We start from the raw sequence: 14977 nt of genomic DNA, 5'->3' as shown, positions 1-14977 counted from the left end.
TCGACTATTAATTAAGTTTAGTAAAAATATTTTGGTATTGTTTAGGGGTCAAACCGATAAATTCCATAAAAAAATGGCTAAAGTGACTTTGATCGCCGAAGCCACTATACAGGGCGCATCTAATGGCGTCACTCCCTGTTCCAAAAGCTTCTTTGCTTCATTGATACGTATTGTTTGTAGATAACGATACGGCGTAATGCCGCGAACACGGGTAAATGCTCGTACTAAAGAATATTTATTCAAATTTGCCATTCTCGCTAAATCATCTAAAGTAATGTGCTCTTGATAATGTGCTTCTATATACTGACAAAGGTTTTTAATCATTTCTGTTTTTGCGCCAGAATCAGCTTCAGTAGGAGGCTCTGTATATTCGTCAATTAACTGCTTGATAAACATATAAAATGTTTCTTGCTTTTCATCTTTTGGTAATTCGTTCATGATCATTCGATGAAGATTATGTAATATGCTTGTATGTTCACTTGAATAAACAACTGGAGTTTTAAACTGGGGCAGATAGTCTTTTCCAGTAATCTTTTTGGTTACTTTTCGCATGATTTCAGGCTTAATATTTAAACAACGATAATCTAATGTTTTGTTGTCAATCTGTTCACAAGCATGATTATCCAGAGGATTAAAACATATTAAATCACCAGTATTGATGATATATTCTTTGTTCTTGCAAGTTAATCGTCTTTGTCTCTCTATGAACCCAATCACATAGTATTCATGGAAGTGGTTTGGGAATTTTTTTCATGATTCCACAGAAACGATAGGCTTCAATCTGTAAATCATAATCAAAATGAACGGTTCTTTTTTCTAACATCTCATGGCCACCTTTTTATCGGTAATATAGAAGTAAGTGTAGCACAAATCTTTTAGTTTTTATTGTACGATATTGACTACCTAAAATTTGGCTCTTGCATTAAACCACCTGTTAAACAATCATCGACATAATAATATTGCAATGTAAAATTTGGATTTATAATAAATAATTAGATTTAAAAGTAAACGTAACCATGTTAGGATAATATATCGTAGGAGGTGTAGTTTGGCCTAAGGGGCTTGTGTTGTGTTAATAACAGAAAAACACAAACTACCTTTTGACAATTATTTTGAATGAAAAAGAGAAAAATTGTTCTCATCATTAGCTTGTTTATTCTATTTCTAACAGGCTCACGATTTTTATGGCTGAATTTATTTGATAATTCAGATCAACCATTTGTTGTAAAAGGGCAAATGGATTTAAGAAATTGGAATTTTAATAACGGTCATGCTATTACACTTGATGGAGAGTGGGAGTTTTATCCTTATAATTGGTTGATTAGTGAAGAACAACATTTAGAATCCACAAAGAAGCATGCTACATACATACAAGTTCCAGGGGGCTGGGGTACTTCTTTACAAGAGGAAGAGATAACGCCTTATGGCTACGGTTCTTATCGCTTAAAATTACTCGTCAATCCGGAAGACAAGATAACCTACAGTATTCGAGTTCCGAGTGTTCGAAGTGCCTCAGAAATATATGTAAATGGTAGACAATTAGCTAAATCAGGTGAGATAGGGGAAAATGCAGAAAAAACAGTTGCCAAGAACGTTCCGTATACTGTCTCCTTTGAAGCAAACGGTCACAATGAGATCGAAATCATTGTTCAGGCTGCTAACTTTAAGGATCCTCGTAATGGTGGAATTGTTCGCTCCATTAAATTAGGAAAAGAGGATATATTAGCTAGAGAAACTCAATTGTCGATGGCTATGCAACAACTAGTTGCAGTGGTTTTTTTAATACACGCGATCTATTCCATCATTTTATTTTTTGTAGGAAATATGGAAGAAAGAAGATTACTTTACTTTTCTTTGTTATCGATAAGCACTATGAATTATTACCTATTAGGAAGCGATGACAAATTATTATCTTATTGGTTTCCGATTAATTACGACTGGGGCTTTAAATTAGTTCATGTTGCTATGGTAGGAATAGGCTTTTCACTTCTTCAATGCATAAAACAATGGTTGCCTCAACATGTGAGAAAATATATACGTTGGTTTAGTATTTTCTGTGGTATAGCTACATTTATGGCATTCGTGTTACCTACTCGCTATATAGTAAGTAATCAAGATTTTTATATTGTTCTATTAGGAATTCCATTGTTTATAACGACCCTAACAGTCATGCGAAAATCTATTAAAGAGATTAGAAGTAATATTTTTTTACTTCTTGCCATTTTAGCATTTACTAATAATCTTATTTGGTATGGCCTTCTTCTCATTTTGGGAATAAAAGTGATCATGTATCCAATTGATCTTTTTATAACGATGACTTGTTTGGCTATTTTATGGTTTAAAGGATATTCTAAAGTTTATTCGGATACGAAAGAACTTGCTATTAAGCTTCAAAAGACAGATAAGTTAAAGGATGAATTCCTTGCCAATACGTCTCATGAATTACGAAATCCACTTCATGGGATACTTAACATTTCTAAAGCTGTTTTGGAAAGAGAAGAACGAGTACTTAGTGACAAAAGTGTCAAAGATTTAGAAACAGTGCTATCTGTAGGAAGTCGTATGTCACTTATGTTAAATGATTTACTAGATGTAATGAGTTTAAAAGAAAATAACCCTAAACTAAAGTTTAGAACTGTGTCGATTCACGCAATCGTATCGGGTGTATTAGATATGCTCTATGTTATGAGTGACGGAAAGCAGATTCAATTAATGAATAAAATCCCTGAAGATCTTCCGAAAGTAATGGCTGATGAAAATAGAGTGATTCAAATTGTTTTCAATTTACTTCATAATGCGGTGAAATACACGAACGAAGGTGAAGTGAAGATTTCTGGTCATGTGAAAAATGGTATGGCGGAAATTGTGATTTCGGATACTGGAATTGGTATTGATGAGGAAACGATTCGACGTATATTTGAACCCTATGAGCAGGGGACCCTTAGTAAAGTAATGATTGAAGGCGGATTTGGGCTAGGACTTAGTATTAGTAAACGTTTAGTTGAACTACATGGGGGAACATTACAGGCAAATTCAGTTGTAGGGAAAGGGTCAGAATTTACTTTTACCTTACCAATATCTAACTTAACTGATGAACAAGATGCAACAGAAAATGGGGGTCTGCTTTCAAGTGCAAAGGAAGAATCAACGGTAGCGACTTCAACAAATCCATTGAATGATAGAACTGAAAATCATTCAATCATGGAAGCAAATCGACCTAGAGTATTGGTCGTCGATGATGATCCAGTTAACTTAAGAGTCATCGAAACAATACTCTCCATAGAAAAATACGACTTAGTAACGGTTACAAGTGGTAGTAAAGCACTCGAAATGTTAATGTCTCAAGAGTGGGATTTGGTCATATCAGACGTAATGATGCCAAATATGTCTGGGTACGAATTAGTACGTACAATTCGTCAGCAATTTTCAATAACCGAACTACCTATTTTACTCCTTACGGCAAGAAGTCAATCTCAAGATATTAAAAATGGATTTTTATCGGGTGCTAATGATTATGTCACAAAGCCTGTGGACGCTTTAGAGTTAAGATCCAGAGTGAAGGCACTAACCGACGTTAAACAATCTGCACAAGAAAGGCTTCGTATGGAGGCAGCGTGGCTTCAGGCACAAATACAGCCTCATTTTTTATTTAATACATTAAATGCCATTATCACGTTAAGTGAAATTGATATCGACCGTACTAGTAAGCTACTTGAAGCACTAAGTGATTTTTTAAGGGAATCCTTTAAGTTCCAAAATATTGATGAGCTTGTGCCACTTGAGGACGAGTTAAACCTTGTTCAATCCTATCTATATATTCATAAGGAACGTTTCGGGGAACGGATAAACGTAACGTGGGATTTGGAAGTATCTACTGACGTCATGATACCATCACTGACCATCCAACCATTAATTGAAAATGCATTGAAACATGGTATTTTGCCTCGAGAAACGGGCGGGAATATTCATATTTGCATTGTAGATTACGACACGTACATTGAAATCTCTGTGTCAGATGATGGTATTGGAATGGATGAAGCTACGATGGAACGTTTACTTGAAAGAAAATCGGAAACTTCAACTGGCATTGGATTGCTTAATACAGATCTTCGCTTAAAACAACATTACAGTGAGGGACTTCAAATAAAAAGCAGCCTAAATCAAGGTACAACCATATCGTTTATAGTTCTTAAAAAGAAAGAAAGATCAAAGCAATATAAGCGTGAATTGATGGTAAAATAAGAACTTTCAATAGGAGCCGCACTCTCATTTGATATGGGGGTGCGGTTTATAAAAATATTGTTCATTTAAAATAAAGTTCGATTATAATCCTGTTTCTGCAGGATTTTTTCTTTAACTATAGAAACAGTTTAGTAAGGAGATGAAATGATAATAAAAGCAGATTAGATGCAGAGGAGTATTAAGTATGGAGATGATTACATTCGGTCAAAAACAAGATGGCAAAGAATACATATGTAGACCTGCTGTTTATGGTTTAATGTTCAATAGTCAGAAAGATAAAATAGCAATTATTCAAACAAATGATTGCAATTATTTTCTTCCTGGTGGTGGAATAGAAAATAATGAAACACACGAAGAGTGTTTGAAAAGAGAAGCCCTTGAAGAAATGGGGATGGATATTGAAATAGGTCATTTTATAGGGTGTGCCCGGAGATATTTTTATTCTACCAATGAATATAAATATTACCTTAGCGAAGGTTATTTTTATTTATGCGTTGCGGGTAGACAAATAAGTAGACCTACTGAAGTAGACCACTTCCTTAAATGGATTGAACCAAATCAAGCAATTGATAGCTTATTCCACGAACATCAAAGCTGGGCAGTTAATGAAGCCTTATTAAAGTTATAAAATTATTTTTTATAAACATCACCCAAAAAAATTTAACAACTTTCAGATATATTTTTGTTGGTTTTTTTAAAATAATAATCAAATCTGTAGATTCAGGAATCGGTGGTAAAATGTTGTCCAATATCCGTTTTCCGTCTAAAGAGCATAAGGTATGCATAGGTTTGTTTAAAATCCACATGATAGGATGAATCGTTTTGGTCAGATGCTTGAAACCATTAGTAAGTTTCCATCGTGATGTATCTTTTATAAGTGATATTAAGTACATAATAAAGAACAGATAACCTTAATTAGTTATCTGTCTTCAGCAATCAATTTGTAAATGGATCTTCCGCTTCATATAGAAAACTTTTCTCAAGATTTTCTTTTGTTTCAGCATTTACGGTTTTCTCTTTTGCTTCTGCTTGTTCACTAGCTGGAGCTTCGTCATGAGAAGAACAGGCAGTTAGAAAGAATGCGCTCATTGCCCCGACATACAAGAATTTTTTCATTGCTACAACCTCCGTTATTGTTTGTTACGTTTTAGATTGCGCAATTCCACTTAGAATATAACGGAAATGGCGATGATAAAAATTTTCTTTGTCACAAAAAATGAAAAATAAACGTTTAACAATAAAAGGGGAAATAGGCGTGAAAAGAATTTTTGGATTCATCACAATTTGCGGATTGGTATTAGTAGGTTGCTCACATAACGAATCAAACGACATCATTCAACAGGATCATAGTTCGAAACTTATAGGAGAAGTTTTAGCCAAGGAAAATGAGTGGAAAGAAAGCGAGTATTTCACATCTAAAAATTTAAGTTTGATTGGTGAACCGCAATTAGTAGGATTTACGAAAAGTAAAGAAGAAAAAATAATTGCTAGTAAACCAGGAAAATACGGCTGGCACTTTTGGGGAGAGTTCATTAAAACAGGAGACAAACTTAGCGTAAAGGGTACTCATCAATTAACGCATAAAGAAATTGAATTGGTTACAGATGCTAAGTTACTTGGACCGAACAGTGGGGCAGATAACCATGCTCCGACCAATATGACTTTCCCAAAAAGCGGCATGTGGAAGCTGGATGCCTATATTGATGGCAAGTTATTCGGTAGTGTTTATGTAAAAGTGGGAAATCAAATCTTCAACAATTTAAAAATACCAGGCAATCTAGAGAGGCCTGGTATTCTTCTTATTTACTAATGACAATAGACAATTTATAGTTCGTATGCTTATTTAAATCAACTAAAAATTGATCTAATACTTCGTTTGATGGAAACCTGCATTCAAGAAGATAGCAACTATCGCCACTGATTTTAAAGTTATTAAGAACAAATTGCTCCTGCGTTTTTAAAAATGACAGATAAGGTTCATGGTACAGACTTTTTGTATAAATATTAATAAATGCATGGACATTGCTACCTAATTTATTATGATTCACATTAATTGTATAGCGTTCAATAACCCCATTATCTTCAAGTCTTGCCACTCTCGATGACGCTGCTTGCCCAGTCAAATGAACCTTCTCACCCAATTCTTTCATCGTAATACGGCTGTTTTTAGAAAGCTCATCTATAATACGCAGATCTGTACTATCTAACATGTAGCAACTCCTTTCATTATTCAAGTCAAATCGGTAAAAGACTTGATTTTATCTATGTAATGACTATTCGGACATAGTATAAACTAAATTTAATTTAACTTCTACTGAAAGAAGTTAAAGCCTCCGGCGGATGTCACGGAATCGGAAAGGAGTTCTTTGTGCTTGCACAAAGCCGATTCCGGACGCAATTATGCCGAGGCATAATTGATAGAAAAGGAGTTATAAATATGAAAATCCAACAAATTCGAAATGCCACTTTAATAATCGAATATGCAGGGAAAAGATTTTTAGTTGACCCAGTTTTAGCGAATAAAGGTGCATATCCTCCTGTTCAAAATTCTGTGAGACAGGATCAAAATAACCCATTAGTTGAATTACCTACATCCATTGACAATCTCATTAACGTCGATGCTGTAATCGTAACTCATTTACATTTAGATCATTTCGATAAAGTCGCTAAAGAAGTCATACCGAAAGATCTTAAAATGTTTGTTCAAAATGAAGAAGATGCTAATGAGGTTAGAAATGCTGGTTTTTTCAATGTGGAAATTTTACAAGAAGATACCATGTTTGAAGGTATTCAATTAATCAAAACAAAAGGTGAACATGGCAGAGGAGAAGTTTTAAAATTTATTGGTCAAGTGTGTGGCGTTGTCTTTAACCATCCGAACGAGAAAAAATTATACATCGCTGGAGATACTGTATGGTATGACGGAGTTCAAGAAGTGCTCGAAAAAAATCATCCGGAAATTATTGTTGTTAATGGAGGAGACAATCAATTTTTAGAGGGTGGCTCTCTCATAATGGGGAAAGATGATATTTACGAAGTATACAAAGCTGCTCCAAACGCAAAAATTATCGTGAGTCATATGGAAGCGGTCAATCATTGGACATTATCAAGAAAGGACTTAAGAAGCTTTATCAACGAAAGAGGAATCACTGCTCATGTGTTCGTGCCAGAAGATGGTGAAGGATACGCATTTTAATAAACTGAGAATGTGATTTGCGTGTAAAAACAGATAACTATTATTAGTTATCTGTTTTACTTGTTTGTTTAGTTATTAATTTCTAAGCGCATAGTACGGCTCGCTTCTTTAAATCCATGTCTTTCATACAAGGCAAAAGCGCCAATATTTTCTGCTAATACACTTAGCTCTAAGTGATCTAATTTACGTTCTTCAGCCCATTTTTTTGCCTCTTGTAGCAATGCTGAACCAATGCCTTTACTTTGATATTGTCCTCCAACAATTATATCCATAATATATGCATAATTATGCTGGACGATACAAGAATAAGGAGGAGTAGATAATTCTTGAATTAGCAAAAAGCCGGCGATACTGTTATTTATTTCAGCCACTAAAATATCTGATTTATCTTCTGAAATTGTGTTTGTAAGAAACTCCACATCCTGTTTTGCTGGAGGTACTTTGGTTGTAGTTTTGACATCTCTACAAACAGTTCTTCATATAATACTTCTATTTGTGGGATCTCATTTATTGTTGCAATTTTTATATTCATGCTCTACCTCCAATCGAATTTCATTCCATTTTATTTTACCATATTCTGTGATTTTTAGGTAAATGGAATAAAAAACTCATATAGCTAACACAGTATAAACCGCATAGAATTTCCGATACTAAGGCTGTTTTTAAAAATAGTCAGTATGAGAAAGGAGGCGTTCTTCAGTGAGATTTTTAGCATGGGGAATTATAGGCGCGGCAGCTATTTTTGGTGTAGTGAAACGTTATGGAATGTCAAACGATGCACAACAAATGACACCGTCTTCTCAGCAAGGCACGACACCAGTACAATTAGTTGCAAACAGTAATCCACTTACTGCAAATACACCAAAACAGTAAATAGAATAAGCAACATCAAGCTTATAGACTTTCGCTTTGCTAATGGTCTATAAGCTTGTACTTAAAAACTGGATTTTAATTTTTCTTTACAGAACTATCCATAAAAATGTATAGTGGTGATAAATACATATTGAAATGAGGGTTTGATTATTTATGATGAAACTTATTAATTGCTAATGGAAATTCAACAGAATTTTAAAGTGTAATAAGGCAAATTAAGGTTTATACCTTAGTTCTTTTTAGTTCGCCCATTTGCACAATAGCGATTAGAAGTCATCATATCTATTCAAATCATATATTCAATATCTGCTATAAGCCTCAAGTAGGATTCAAAGGCAAAATCTGAATGTATAATTTATGCGGGAGCCAAAGCGCCAGCGGTATTATTTCTGTGGAAAGCAAAGCGACAGCTACAATTACGTTGAGGGGCAACGATTTATATTGAATTTAAATTTGACTATGAGAAGGATTTCTTCTTATAGTCTTTTTTTGTTTTGTAAGGAGGTGAGGAAAATGGTAATCGTTTTTTTATTTGAATATATTAAACGCAAAGGGGCACGTATTTATGATAAATTATCAATTAATATTTGATTATAAGGACAATCAAAACTATAGAGAAAGTTTTAATGAATTAGCAAAGTTAGTTTTTGATTTAGATTTTAGCCAATGGTATGAAAAAGGATGTTGGAACGATCAATATATTTGTTATTCATATATCGATGGAGAAAGAGTAATTGCAAATGCATCCATAAGTAAAATGACTGTTACTGTAAACGGTAAGGATTATAAAGCCATACAAGTTGGTACAGTAATGACGCATCCAGATTATCGTCATAAAGGTTTAGCAAGAAAATTAATGAACGATATCATTGATAAATATGAGGAGCAATTTGAATTTATCTATTTATTTGCGAATGAAACAGTTCTTGATTTTTATCCGAAATTTGGGTTTTCGCGAGTACAAGAAAGTAGATATTTTATAAATGCTGATAAATTAAAGAAAAAATCAAACACAATGATTCGAAAATTAGATGTTGAGAATAACAACGATTTATCTTTATTGAAATTGTATGCGAAGGAAAGAATTCCATCTTCGTCGATTTTAGGTGTGAAAAATAATGAAAGTTTACTTATGTTTTATTTTCTAATTGCATTTCCTCATTCAATTTATTTTATCGAAGAAGAAGACGTTATTGTATTATTCGAAAAAGAGGGTGAGGAATTACATCTATTTGATGTAATTAGTCGCAGTAACATTGATGTAAAAGAGGTTTTAGGCTACATCACAACATCGGATATAAAAAGAATCATTTTTCATTTTATCCCTGATTGCCAGGATCTAGAGTCTGAAGTAATTGAAGCCGAGGACGATGTATTGTTTATTCGGCCGATGATAAAATTCGGGACAGAACGACCTTTATTTCCATTGACATCACATTCCTAAGGCCCGGTTTAAGTAGAATTACTTTTGAGTTTGCCAAAAAGCAGGGTATGTTGTTTGCAGAAATACCCATTTCCAATATGATTGTCTAAAGAAAATTTTTTTATTATAAGGATATGAGAAAAGGGTGATTCTACTTGATACAAATAAAAAGGATTTATAAAGAAAATTTCCCGCAAGGCAAAAAAATTATTTATCAATACAGCTCCGATAATTATTATGATGTTTCCTTTAAAGAAAAAGAAAATGGCTGGGCAATTGATTTTACGTTAAAACATCTCGACACGCCATTTCACAAGTATTTGGAAGGTGAAATTTTTGAGGATCATATAGAGGATATTGAATGCTATATTGTTGATTTTGATGGAGAAGAAGCAGGAATTGTTAGCTTTAGTCATGAGAAGTGGCACAATGTGTTAAGAATTAATGATATTCATATTGATCAAGCCTATCAACAGCAAGGCATAGGCAGTAAACTCATGGCTTTGGTCAAAAAACGAGCAGCAGAAATGGCGGTGCGGGCAATCGTTTTAGAAACACAAACTTCTAATTATCCTGCTATACAATTTTACAGAAAGCATGGATTTCATCTTATTGGATGTGATTTAGTAAGTTACTCAAATAAAGATATTGAAAAAAGGGAAGTAAGGATTGAAATGGGATTTGTATTTGAATCATAATTATCGAAAGAAAGGAGTGCAAAGTATTGCAGATAGCATTGTTTACGATAAGGTAAAATATCAGTTTTTAAGGAGATTTACCTAATGGTTTTAGTATTGCTGAAAATCATTGTATCACTATAAATTAGAGTGGGGGCTGGGCGACTCTTTGGGATTAGTTTCACAGATGAGACCTTGGAGCGTCAGCGAAGCGGGTAGGAGAACGAAGGCTAAAAGCATCATGTCCTGTGATAACGCCTTCGTGACCAACCTCGGTGCCGCTGCCGCTTCGCTTTCGCGCAAAAAATATCTGTTGGCCCAACGCCCCAAGGAAAGCGCCCAGCCGAAACGGACATCAACCCCTCGTTTTGCTGAAGAAGACAGACATTAATAAATTTGACACCTTAATTTCATTGATGAAAAGACAAAATGTAAACTTGGTTTTTAGCAATTAAAGAAACTTTTTTATATCAAGTATTGTTTGTAAGTGCATTCCTTCATGGAAAATTGTTCGAATTAGTACTTGCTCAATCGTATTCATGCTCATATCAATAGGAGGAAATTCCACCTCTAAACGATCACCATACTTTTCTTTTAATTGTGAAGGCTGAACTTTTAATAACTTCTTTAATGCTTCAAACGACGGAGTTTCATCATTAAAATTAGATGGAAATGTACCATAGCCGAACCAAGACTGAAATGCCACAAGCTCCTTATCTTCTTTTTCATTTGTCAAAGCCTCAATCCACAAAAATTGGTCTAAATAAATATGACCCATATTCCAGCGAATATTATTATGAAATCCAGTGGGTGTAATGTCAGCAAGATCTTCGTTAACGGTTTCTACTACATGCAATACTTCACTTCGATAGCTCTCCAACTGTTGAAATAGAATTTTATGACGTTGCTTCATATTAAAACTCCTTTTTCTTTTTTTAAGTTTATTATTAGATAAAATTGATCAAATTCCTTTTTAAATAAAGGCTCTTTTCGTAAAGTTTGTGGCTTTTATAAAATAAAATATTAGTAAAGGAAAATAATTGCTAGTTGTAGAATAATTATCTAATCGTTATTCAACTAAAGGACAGATTAGTTCATAGAACGGAGGGTTAAACGTTGATGAATCAAAATGTTCAGGAAGTAATAAATGAGCGGAATTCATCCACTACTAGACGATGAATACAACCGATGAAGACAAATTATTGAACTAGGACAGCCGAGAAAGAGGATATAAAACACTTTGTAGAATTAGTCAGAGAAAGTTAAATACTGGTAGGAGGTGTTTCACAATGCAGGCTCTATTTCAATACAATTGGCAGGTTCGGGATGAATGGTTCAATTGGTGTAAGCAGCTATCTTCTGATGAATTATCACAGCACCGTATAGGTGGAGTAGGTTGCATTCTTCGAACTCTATTGCACGTTGTAGATGTTGAGCAAGCTTGGATTAATGGTTTGCAGGGGAAACCTGAGTTTCATTACAGTTACGAGGACTATACATCACTTGATGCAGTTAAAGAACTATCAGATACTTGTCGCCCAAACATAGAGAAATTTGTTATGGACTGGTCGGGAGAACTTGAAGTTCATAAATTTTTTAATTTCACATACGGTGAAGTTATAAGACATGTCATCGTTCATGAGATACATCACATAGGTCAGTTATCAATATGGGCGAGAGAAATTGGACGGGAACCAATTACGGCAAATCTCATTCGAAGAGGGCTGTTAGATTAGAGAATTCCTAGAGGGCGAATGTACAAAAAGACATCGTCCCTCTTTGTTTTTTGTACACGTTAGCTACAAATATGTTTTACAAACATCACGTTGGTATTAAGCAACAATCTTTACTAAAACAGCATTAATAAAAGATAAAATTTGAAATAGAAAAGGGAGAGCACGTTTAATCGTGTTCTCCCTAAGAAACTATATTTATTATCTACTTTGAGTTTGAAGTGCTAATTTAACGCCTAGCCCTATATAAACGAAACCAACAGCCTTTTCAAGCCAACGCGAACCATTGTTTGTTGTTTTCGTAAAGATTTTTTCACCAATAAAGCTTGTAATAATAGCTAACAAAATAGTATACAAAGCGCTCATCACAACAAAAGTAATGCCTAAAATTAATAATTGTACAGTGATGGATTGGCCATTATGTTGAACAAACTGTGGTAAAAACGCTAAGAAAAATAATGCCGTTTTTGGATTTAAAATTTCCGCTAAAAAACCTTGTCGGAACGAAGTACTTGCCGGACTTTGTTCAACAGTTGGTTTTTCAATCTTTTGTGGTTTTGTTATTAGCATTTGAATACCTAAATAAACAAGATATGCAACACCAATATATTTCACTACTTCAAACGCAGTAGCAGATTTCATTAAAATTGCGGATAACCCTAAGACAGCTGCTAATGTATGGACTAAATCACCTAGTCCAATGCCTAATGCAGTGAAAATACCGTTCTTTTTACCACCTTTCAGCGTTTGCGTAATGGTAATGATCACCGCAGGACCAGGAATTAAAAATAAGAGAAGAACTATTGCAATAAAAGATAACATGTTTATCCATCCTATTCTAATAAACTAAACATCCAGTTAAGAGAATAATAAAATTGACTTAATGAATGCAAAAAATATTATATGCTATCTTCTATATATATGTCGATAATGAAATACTGAAAAGAAAGAATATAACTATTTACAAAAATCTGAAAATGGTTTAGTTATATTTGTATAATTTTGTGTATTATTGAATTATAGTGGAATGGATATGATCAAGATGTTAGATCCACTCTAATTATTTTTTTGTGTTTATAGTGATAGGATACGTTCCACTATCATTTTAAGGGCTAAATTTTATCTTTGTATGTCAATAATACCTTCACCATATAACACCAACCTTCGTACAGTAGTGAAAGAATCTATTACATACATACATAGTTAAAAACATAAAGTATATTGACAGACATCAATAATTGATTTAAATTTAAAGAAATAATTTTTCGTCCTTTTTGATTTAAATTTGCTCGAAAAAGAATGTTTTATATTAAAAAAATAATTATTGCGGTTATATTGAAGTGATCAGGTATCCCCTAATCATGGTCTCAATAAAATCAAGCAAAGTTAAAAAAAGTAATGTCCAAATTACTTTTTTCTCTTCTGCTTGATTTTTTTTCTTTAAAATTATTCCAATATTCAGAAAAAGAGGATGGTGTGAGATATGGAAAAAATAATTGATTCTGTTTTTCATCGAGATTTTAATACTAATTATCCCATAATTACACATGGTGAGGGCTCTCATGTATTTACCGAAGATGGTGAGGCGTACATTGATGGAAGCTCTGGTGCAGTAGCCGCTAATTTGGGGCACAGCAACGAAAATATTGCCAAAGCTATGTATGAACAAGCTATGAAAATTGGTTTTGTACATACAATGAGGTTTGAGACAAACCTTCTCCACTTAACTTCACAAAAAATTATAGAATTAGCGCCTAAAAATATGGAATCAGTATTTTTTTGTTCAGGTGGATCTGAGGCAAATGAATCTGCCATAAAACTTTGTAGACAAATGAATCGTGATAGAGGAAAAGCAACCAAATTTATTAGTATCGGTAGATGGCAATCTTATCATGGTAATACGATAGGCTCACTCTCTGTTGGTGGAGATGTTCAACGACGTTATCCATATACTCCTCTCCTTAATAAGACCGAACATATTGATGCACCATATTATCCACCTCACTTTTCTGAAGGAGATAAGATACAAGAAGATGAAAGATGTTTAAATCAGTTACGACGAGTTATAAACGAGGTAGGAGCAGAAAGTGTATCAGCTATTATTGTAGAACCTATTGTAGGAAGTCAACAAGGTGCAATGGTGCCTACAAGTATCTACTTAAAAGGAATACGTAATATATGTAGTGAATTTGATATTTATATGATTGTAGATGAAGTAATGACTGGCTTCTACCGTACAGGTGAGAGTTTCGCCATTCTACACGAAAAAGATGTAGTACCAGACATTATTACTTTCGGTAAAGGAGTTACTGCGGGTTATGCACCATTAGCAGGAATGATTGTTCATGAAAATTTAATGAAACAATTAAAAAAATATAGCAACGGTAAGTTTTTGCATGGCTTTACATACAGTGGCCACCCTGTGTGCTTAGCTGCTGGATATAGTGCTATTGCAGAGTATGAAAATCAAAACATTAAAGAGAATGTAAAGAATCAAAGTTTGTTTATTTATAAGCGATTAAATGAAATTAAAAAAAATAGTAAGACAATCGGAAGTATAAGAGGTAAGGGATTATTAATAGGTGTTGAATTTTTCGAAAATAAAGAAGAAGTTAAATATTTTGATAAAGAAATGCTGTTTGCAGCAAAATTTAATTCACTTGCAATGAAGAAAGGTGCTGTATTTTACCCGGGTAGTGGTGGTCTAGATGGTACTAAAGGAGAGCATATTTTAATAGCGCCTCCTCTAAATATTACAACAGCTGATGTCGAAAAGCTTATGAACATATTTGAAGAGACATTATATGAAATGGAAAGAACCATTTAAATCGGG

At 33.8% G+C, this 14977-nt stretch carries 14 protein-coding genes and 1 pseudogene; 9 read left to right on the top strand and 6 right to left on the bottom strand.

Annotated elements, in window-relative coordinates; translation table 11 throughout:
* Positions 1-7: 7 nt before the first annotated feature.
* A pseudogene (locus tag ACQKN2_RS09610) lies at positions 8-823 on the bottom strand (helix-turn-helix domain-containing protein).
* A gap of 293 nt (positions 824-1116) precedes the next feature.
* On the opposite strand from ACQKN2_RS09610, the gene ACQKN2_RS09605 reads away from it, so the two are divergent.
* Both ACQKN2_RS09605 and ACQKN2_RS09600 read left to right on the top strand, forming a co-directional pair.
* Positions 1117-4242 (top strand): ATP-binding protein, encoded by a 3126-nt coding sequence (locus ACQKN2_RS09605; protein WP_427414777.1) that lies wholly within the window; start codon positions 1117-1119, stop codon positions 4240-4242.
* Between the two features lie 184 nt (positions 4243-4426).
* Positions 4427-4870 (top strand): NUDIX hydrolase, encoded by a 444-nt coding sequence (locus ACQKN2_RS09600; protein WP_427414776.1) that lies wholly within the window; start codon positions 4427-4429, stop codon positions 4868-4870.
* Between the two features lie 308 nt (positions 4871-5178).
* Here the strand turns inward: ACQKN2_RS09600 and ACQKN2_RS09595 are convergent, their stop codons facing one another.
* Positions 5179-5358, bottom strand: coding sequence for a hypothetical protein (locus ACQKN2_RS09595; protein ID WP_427414775.1), 180 nt, complete (start codon positions 5356-5358; stop codon positions 5179-5181).
* A gap of 139 nt (positions 5359-5497) precedes the next feature.
* On the opposite strand from ACQKN2_RS09595, the gene ACQKN2_RS09590 reads away from it, so the two are divergent.
* A complete protein-coding gene (locus tag ACQKN2_RS09590; RefSeq protein ID WP_427414774.1) occupies positions 5498-6052 on the top strand; it encodes a hypothetical protein in 555 nt (184 codons plus the stop codon).
* Here ACQKN2_RS09590 and ACQKN2_RS09585 read toward each other — a convergent pair.
* A complete protein-coding gene (locus tag ACQKN2_RS09585; RefSeq protein ID WP_427414773.1) occupies positions 6042-6452 on the bottom strand; it encodes an Lrp/AsnC family transcriptional regulator in 411 nt (136 codons plus the stop codon). The genes ACQKN2_RS09590 and ACQKN2_RS09585 overlap by 11 nt on opposite strands.
* Positions 6453-6679: 227 nt before the next feature.
* On the opposite strand from ACQKN2_RS09585, the gene ACQKN2_RS09580 reads away from it, so the two are divergent.
* Positions 6680-7438: an MBL fold metallo-hydrolase gene (locus tag ACQKN2_RS09580; protein WP_427414772.1), complete on the top strand. Its 759-nt coding sequence runs from the start codon at positions 6680-6682 to the stop codon at positions 7436-7438.
* Positions 7439-7506: 68 nt separating this feature from the next.
* On the opposite strand, the gene ACQKN2_RS09575 is transcribed toward ACQKN2_RS09580, so the two are convergent.
* A complete protein-coding gene (locus ACQKN2_RS09575) occupies positions 7507-7857 on the bottom strand; it encodes an N-acetyltransferase family protein (protein ID WP_427414771.1) in 351 nt (116 codons plus the stop codon).
* A 280-nt stretch (positions 7858-8137) separates the two neighbouring features.
* Between ACQKN2_RS09575 and ACQKN2_RS09570 the strand changes: the two genes are divergently transcribed.
* The 3 genes from ACQKN2_RS09570 (at position 8138) to ACQKN2_RS09560 (ending at position 10432) form a co-directional block, all read left to right on the top strand.
* A complete protein-coding gene (locus ACQKN2_RS09570; RefSeq protein ID WP_323650011.1) occupies positions 8138-8311 on the top strand; it encodes a hypothetical protein in 174 nt (57 codons plus the stop codon).
* 565 nt (positions 8312-8876) lie between these two features.
* Positions 8877-9755: a GNAT family N-acetyltransferase gene (locus tag ACQKN2_RS09565; protein ID WP_427414770.1), complete on the top strand. Its 879-nt coding sequence runs from the start codon at positions 8877-8879 to the stop codon at positions 9753-9755.
* A 134-nt stretch (positions 9756-9889) separates the two neighbouring features.
* Positions 9890-10432 (top strand): GNAT family N-acetyltransferase, encoded by a 543-nt coding sequence (locus ACQKN2_RS09560; RefSeq protein ID WP_427414769.1) that lies wholly within the window; start codon positions 9890-9892, stop codon positions 10430-10432.
* Between the two features lie 430 nt (positions 10433-10862).
* Here ACQKN2_RS09560 and ACQKN2_RS09555 read toward each other — a convergent pair whose 3' ends face one another.
* Complete coding sequence (locus ACQKN2_RS09555; protein ID WP_427414768.1) at positions 10863-11324, bottom strand: DinB family protein; 462 nt, start codon at positions 11322-11324, stop codon at positions 10863-10865.
* 376 nt (positions 11325-11700) lie between these two features.
* On the opposite strand from ACQKN2_RS09555, the gene ACQKN2_RS09550 reads away from it, so the two are divergent.
* Complete coding sequence (locus ACQKN2_RS09550) at positions 11701-12147, top strand: DinB family protein (RefSeq protein ID WP_427414767.1); 447 nt, start codon at positions 11701-11703, stop codon at positions 12145-12147.
* A 198-nt stretch (positions 12148-12345) separates the two neighbouring features.
* Here the strand turns inward: ACQKN2_RS09550 and ACQKN2_RS09545 are convergent, their stop codons facing one another.
* Entirely contained in the window at positions 12346-12966 is a 621-nt protein-coding gene (locus tag ACQKN2_RS09545) for a LysE family translocator (protein ID WP_427414766.1), read from the bottom strand.
* A 661-nt stretch (positions 12967-13627) separates the two neighbouring features.
* Between ACQKN2_RS09545 and ACQKN2_RS09540 the strand changes: the two genes are divergently transcribed.
* Complete coding sequence (locus tag ACQKN2_RS09540; RefSeq protein ID WP_427414765.1) at positions 13628-14971, top strand: aspartate aminotransferase family protein; 1344 nt, start codon at positions 13628-13630, stop codon at positions 14969-14971.
* Positions 14972-14977: the final 6 nt, after the last annotated feature.

It is taken from the genome of Lysinibacillus sp. NPDC093688 (assembly GCF_050280145.1).
Lineage (GTDB): Bacteria > Bacillota > Bacilli > Bacillales_A > Planococcaceae > Lysinibacillus > Lysinibacillus xylanilyticus_B.
This window is presented reverse-complemented; position numbering and strand designations above follow the sequence as displayed.

Bases quoted from the DNA above. Each gene is read 5' to 3' on its own strand.
- ACQKN2_RS09605 (WP_427414777.1), top strand. From the start codon at position 1,117: ATGAAAAAGAGAAAAATTGTTCTCATCATTAGCTTGTTTATTCTATTT.
- ACQKN2_RS09600 (WP_427414776.1), top strand. From the start codon at position 4,427: ATGGAGATGATTACATTCGGTCAAAAACAAGATGGCAAAGAATACATA.
- ACQKN2_RS09595 (WP_427414775.1), bottom strand. From the start codon at position 5,358: ATGAAAAAATTCTTGTATGTCGGGGCAATGAGCGCATTCTTTCTAACT.
- ACQKN2_RS09585 (WP_427414773.1), bottom strand. From the start codon at position 6,452: ATGTTAGATAGTACAGATCTGCGTATTATAGATGAGCTTTCTAAAAAC.
- ACQKN2_RS09580 (WP_427414772.1), top strand. From the start codon at position 6,680: ATGAAAATCCAACAAATTCGAAATGCCACTTTAATAATCGAATATGCA.
- ACQKN2_RS09565 (WP_427414770.1), top strand. From the start codon at position 8,877: ATGATAAATTATCAATTAATATTTGATTATAAGGACAATCAAAACTAT.
- ACQKN2_RS09555 (WP_427414768.1), bottom strand. From the start codon at position 11,324: ATGAAGCAACGTCATAAAATTCTATTTCAACAGTTGGAGAGCTATCGA.
- ACQKN2_RS09550 (WP_427414767.1), top strand. From the start codon at position 11,701: ATGCAGGCTCTATTTCAATACAATTGGCAGGTTCGGGATGAATGGTTC.
- ACQKN2_RS09545 (WP_427414766.1), bottom strand. From the start codon at position 12,966: ATGTTATCTTTTATTGCAATAGTTCTTCTCTTATTTTTAATTCCTGGT.
- ACQKN2_RS09540 (WP_427414765.1), top strand. From the start codon at position 13,628: ATGGAAAAAATAATTGATTCTGTTTTTCATCGAGATTTTAATACTAAT.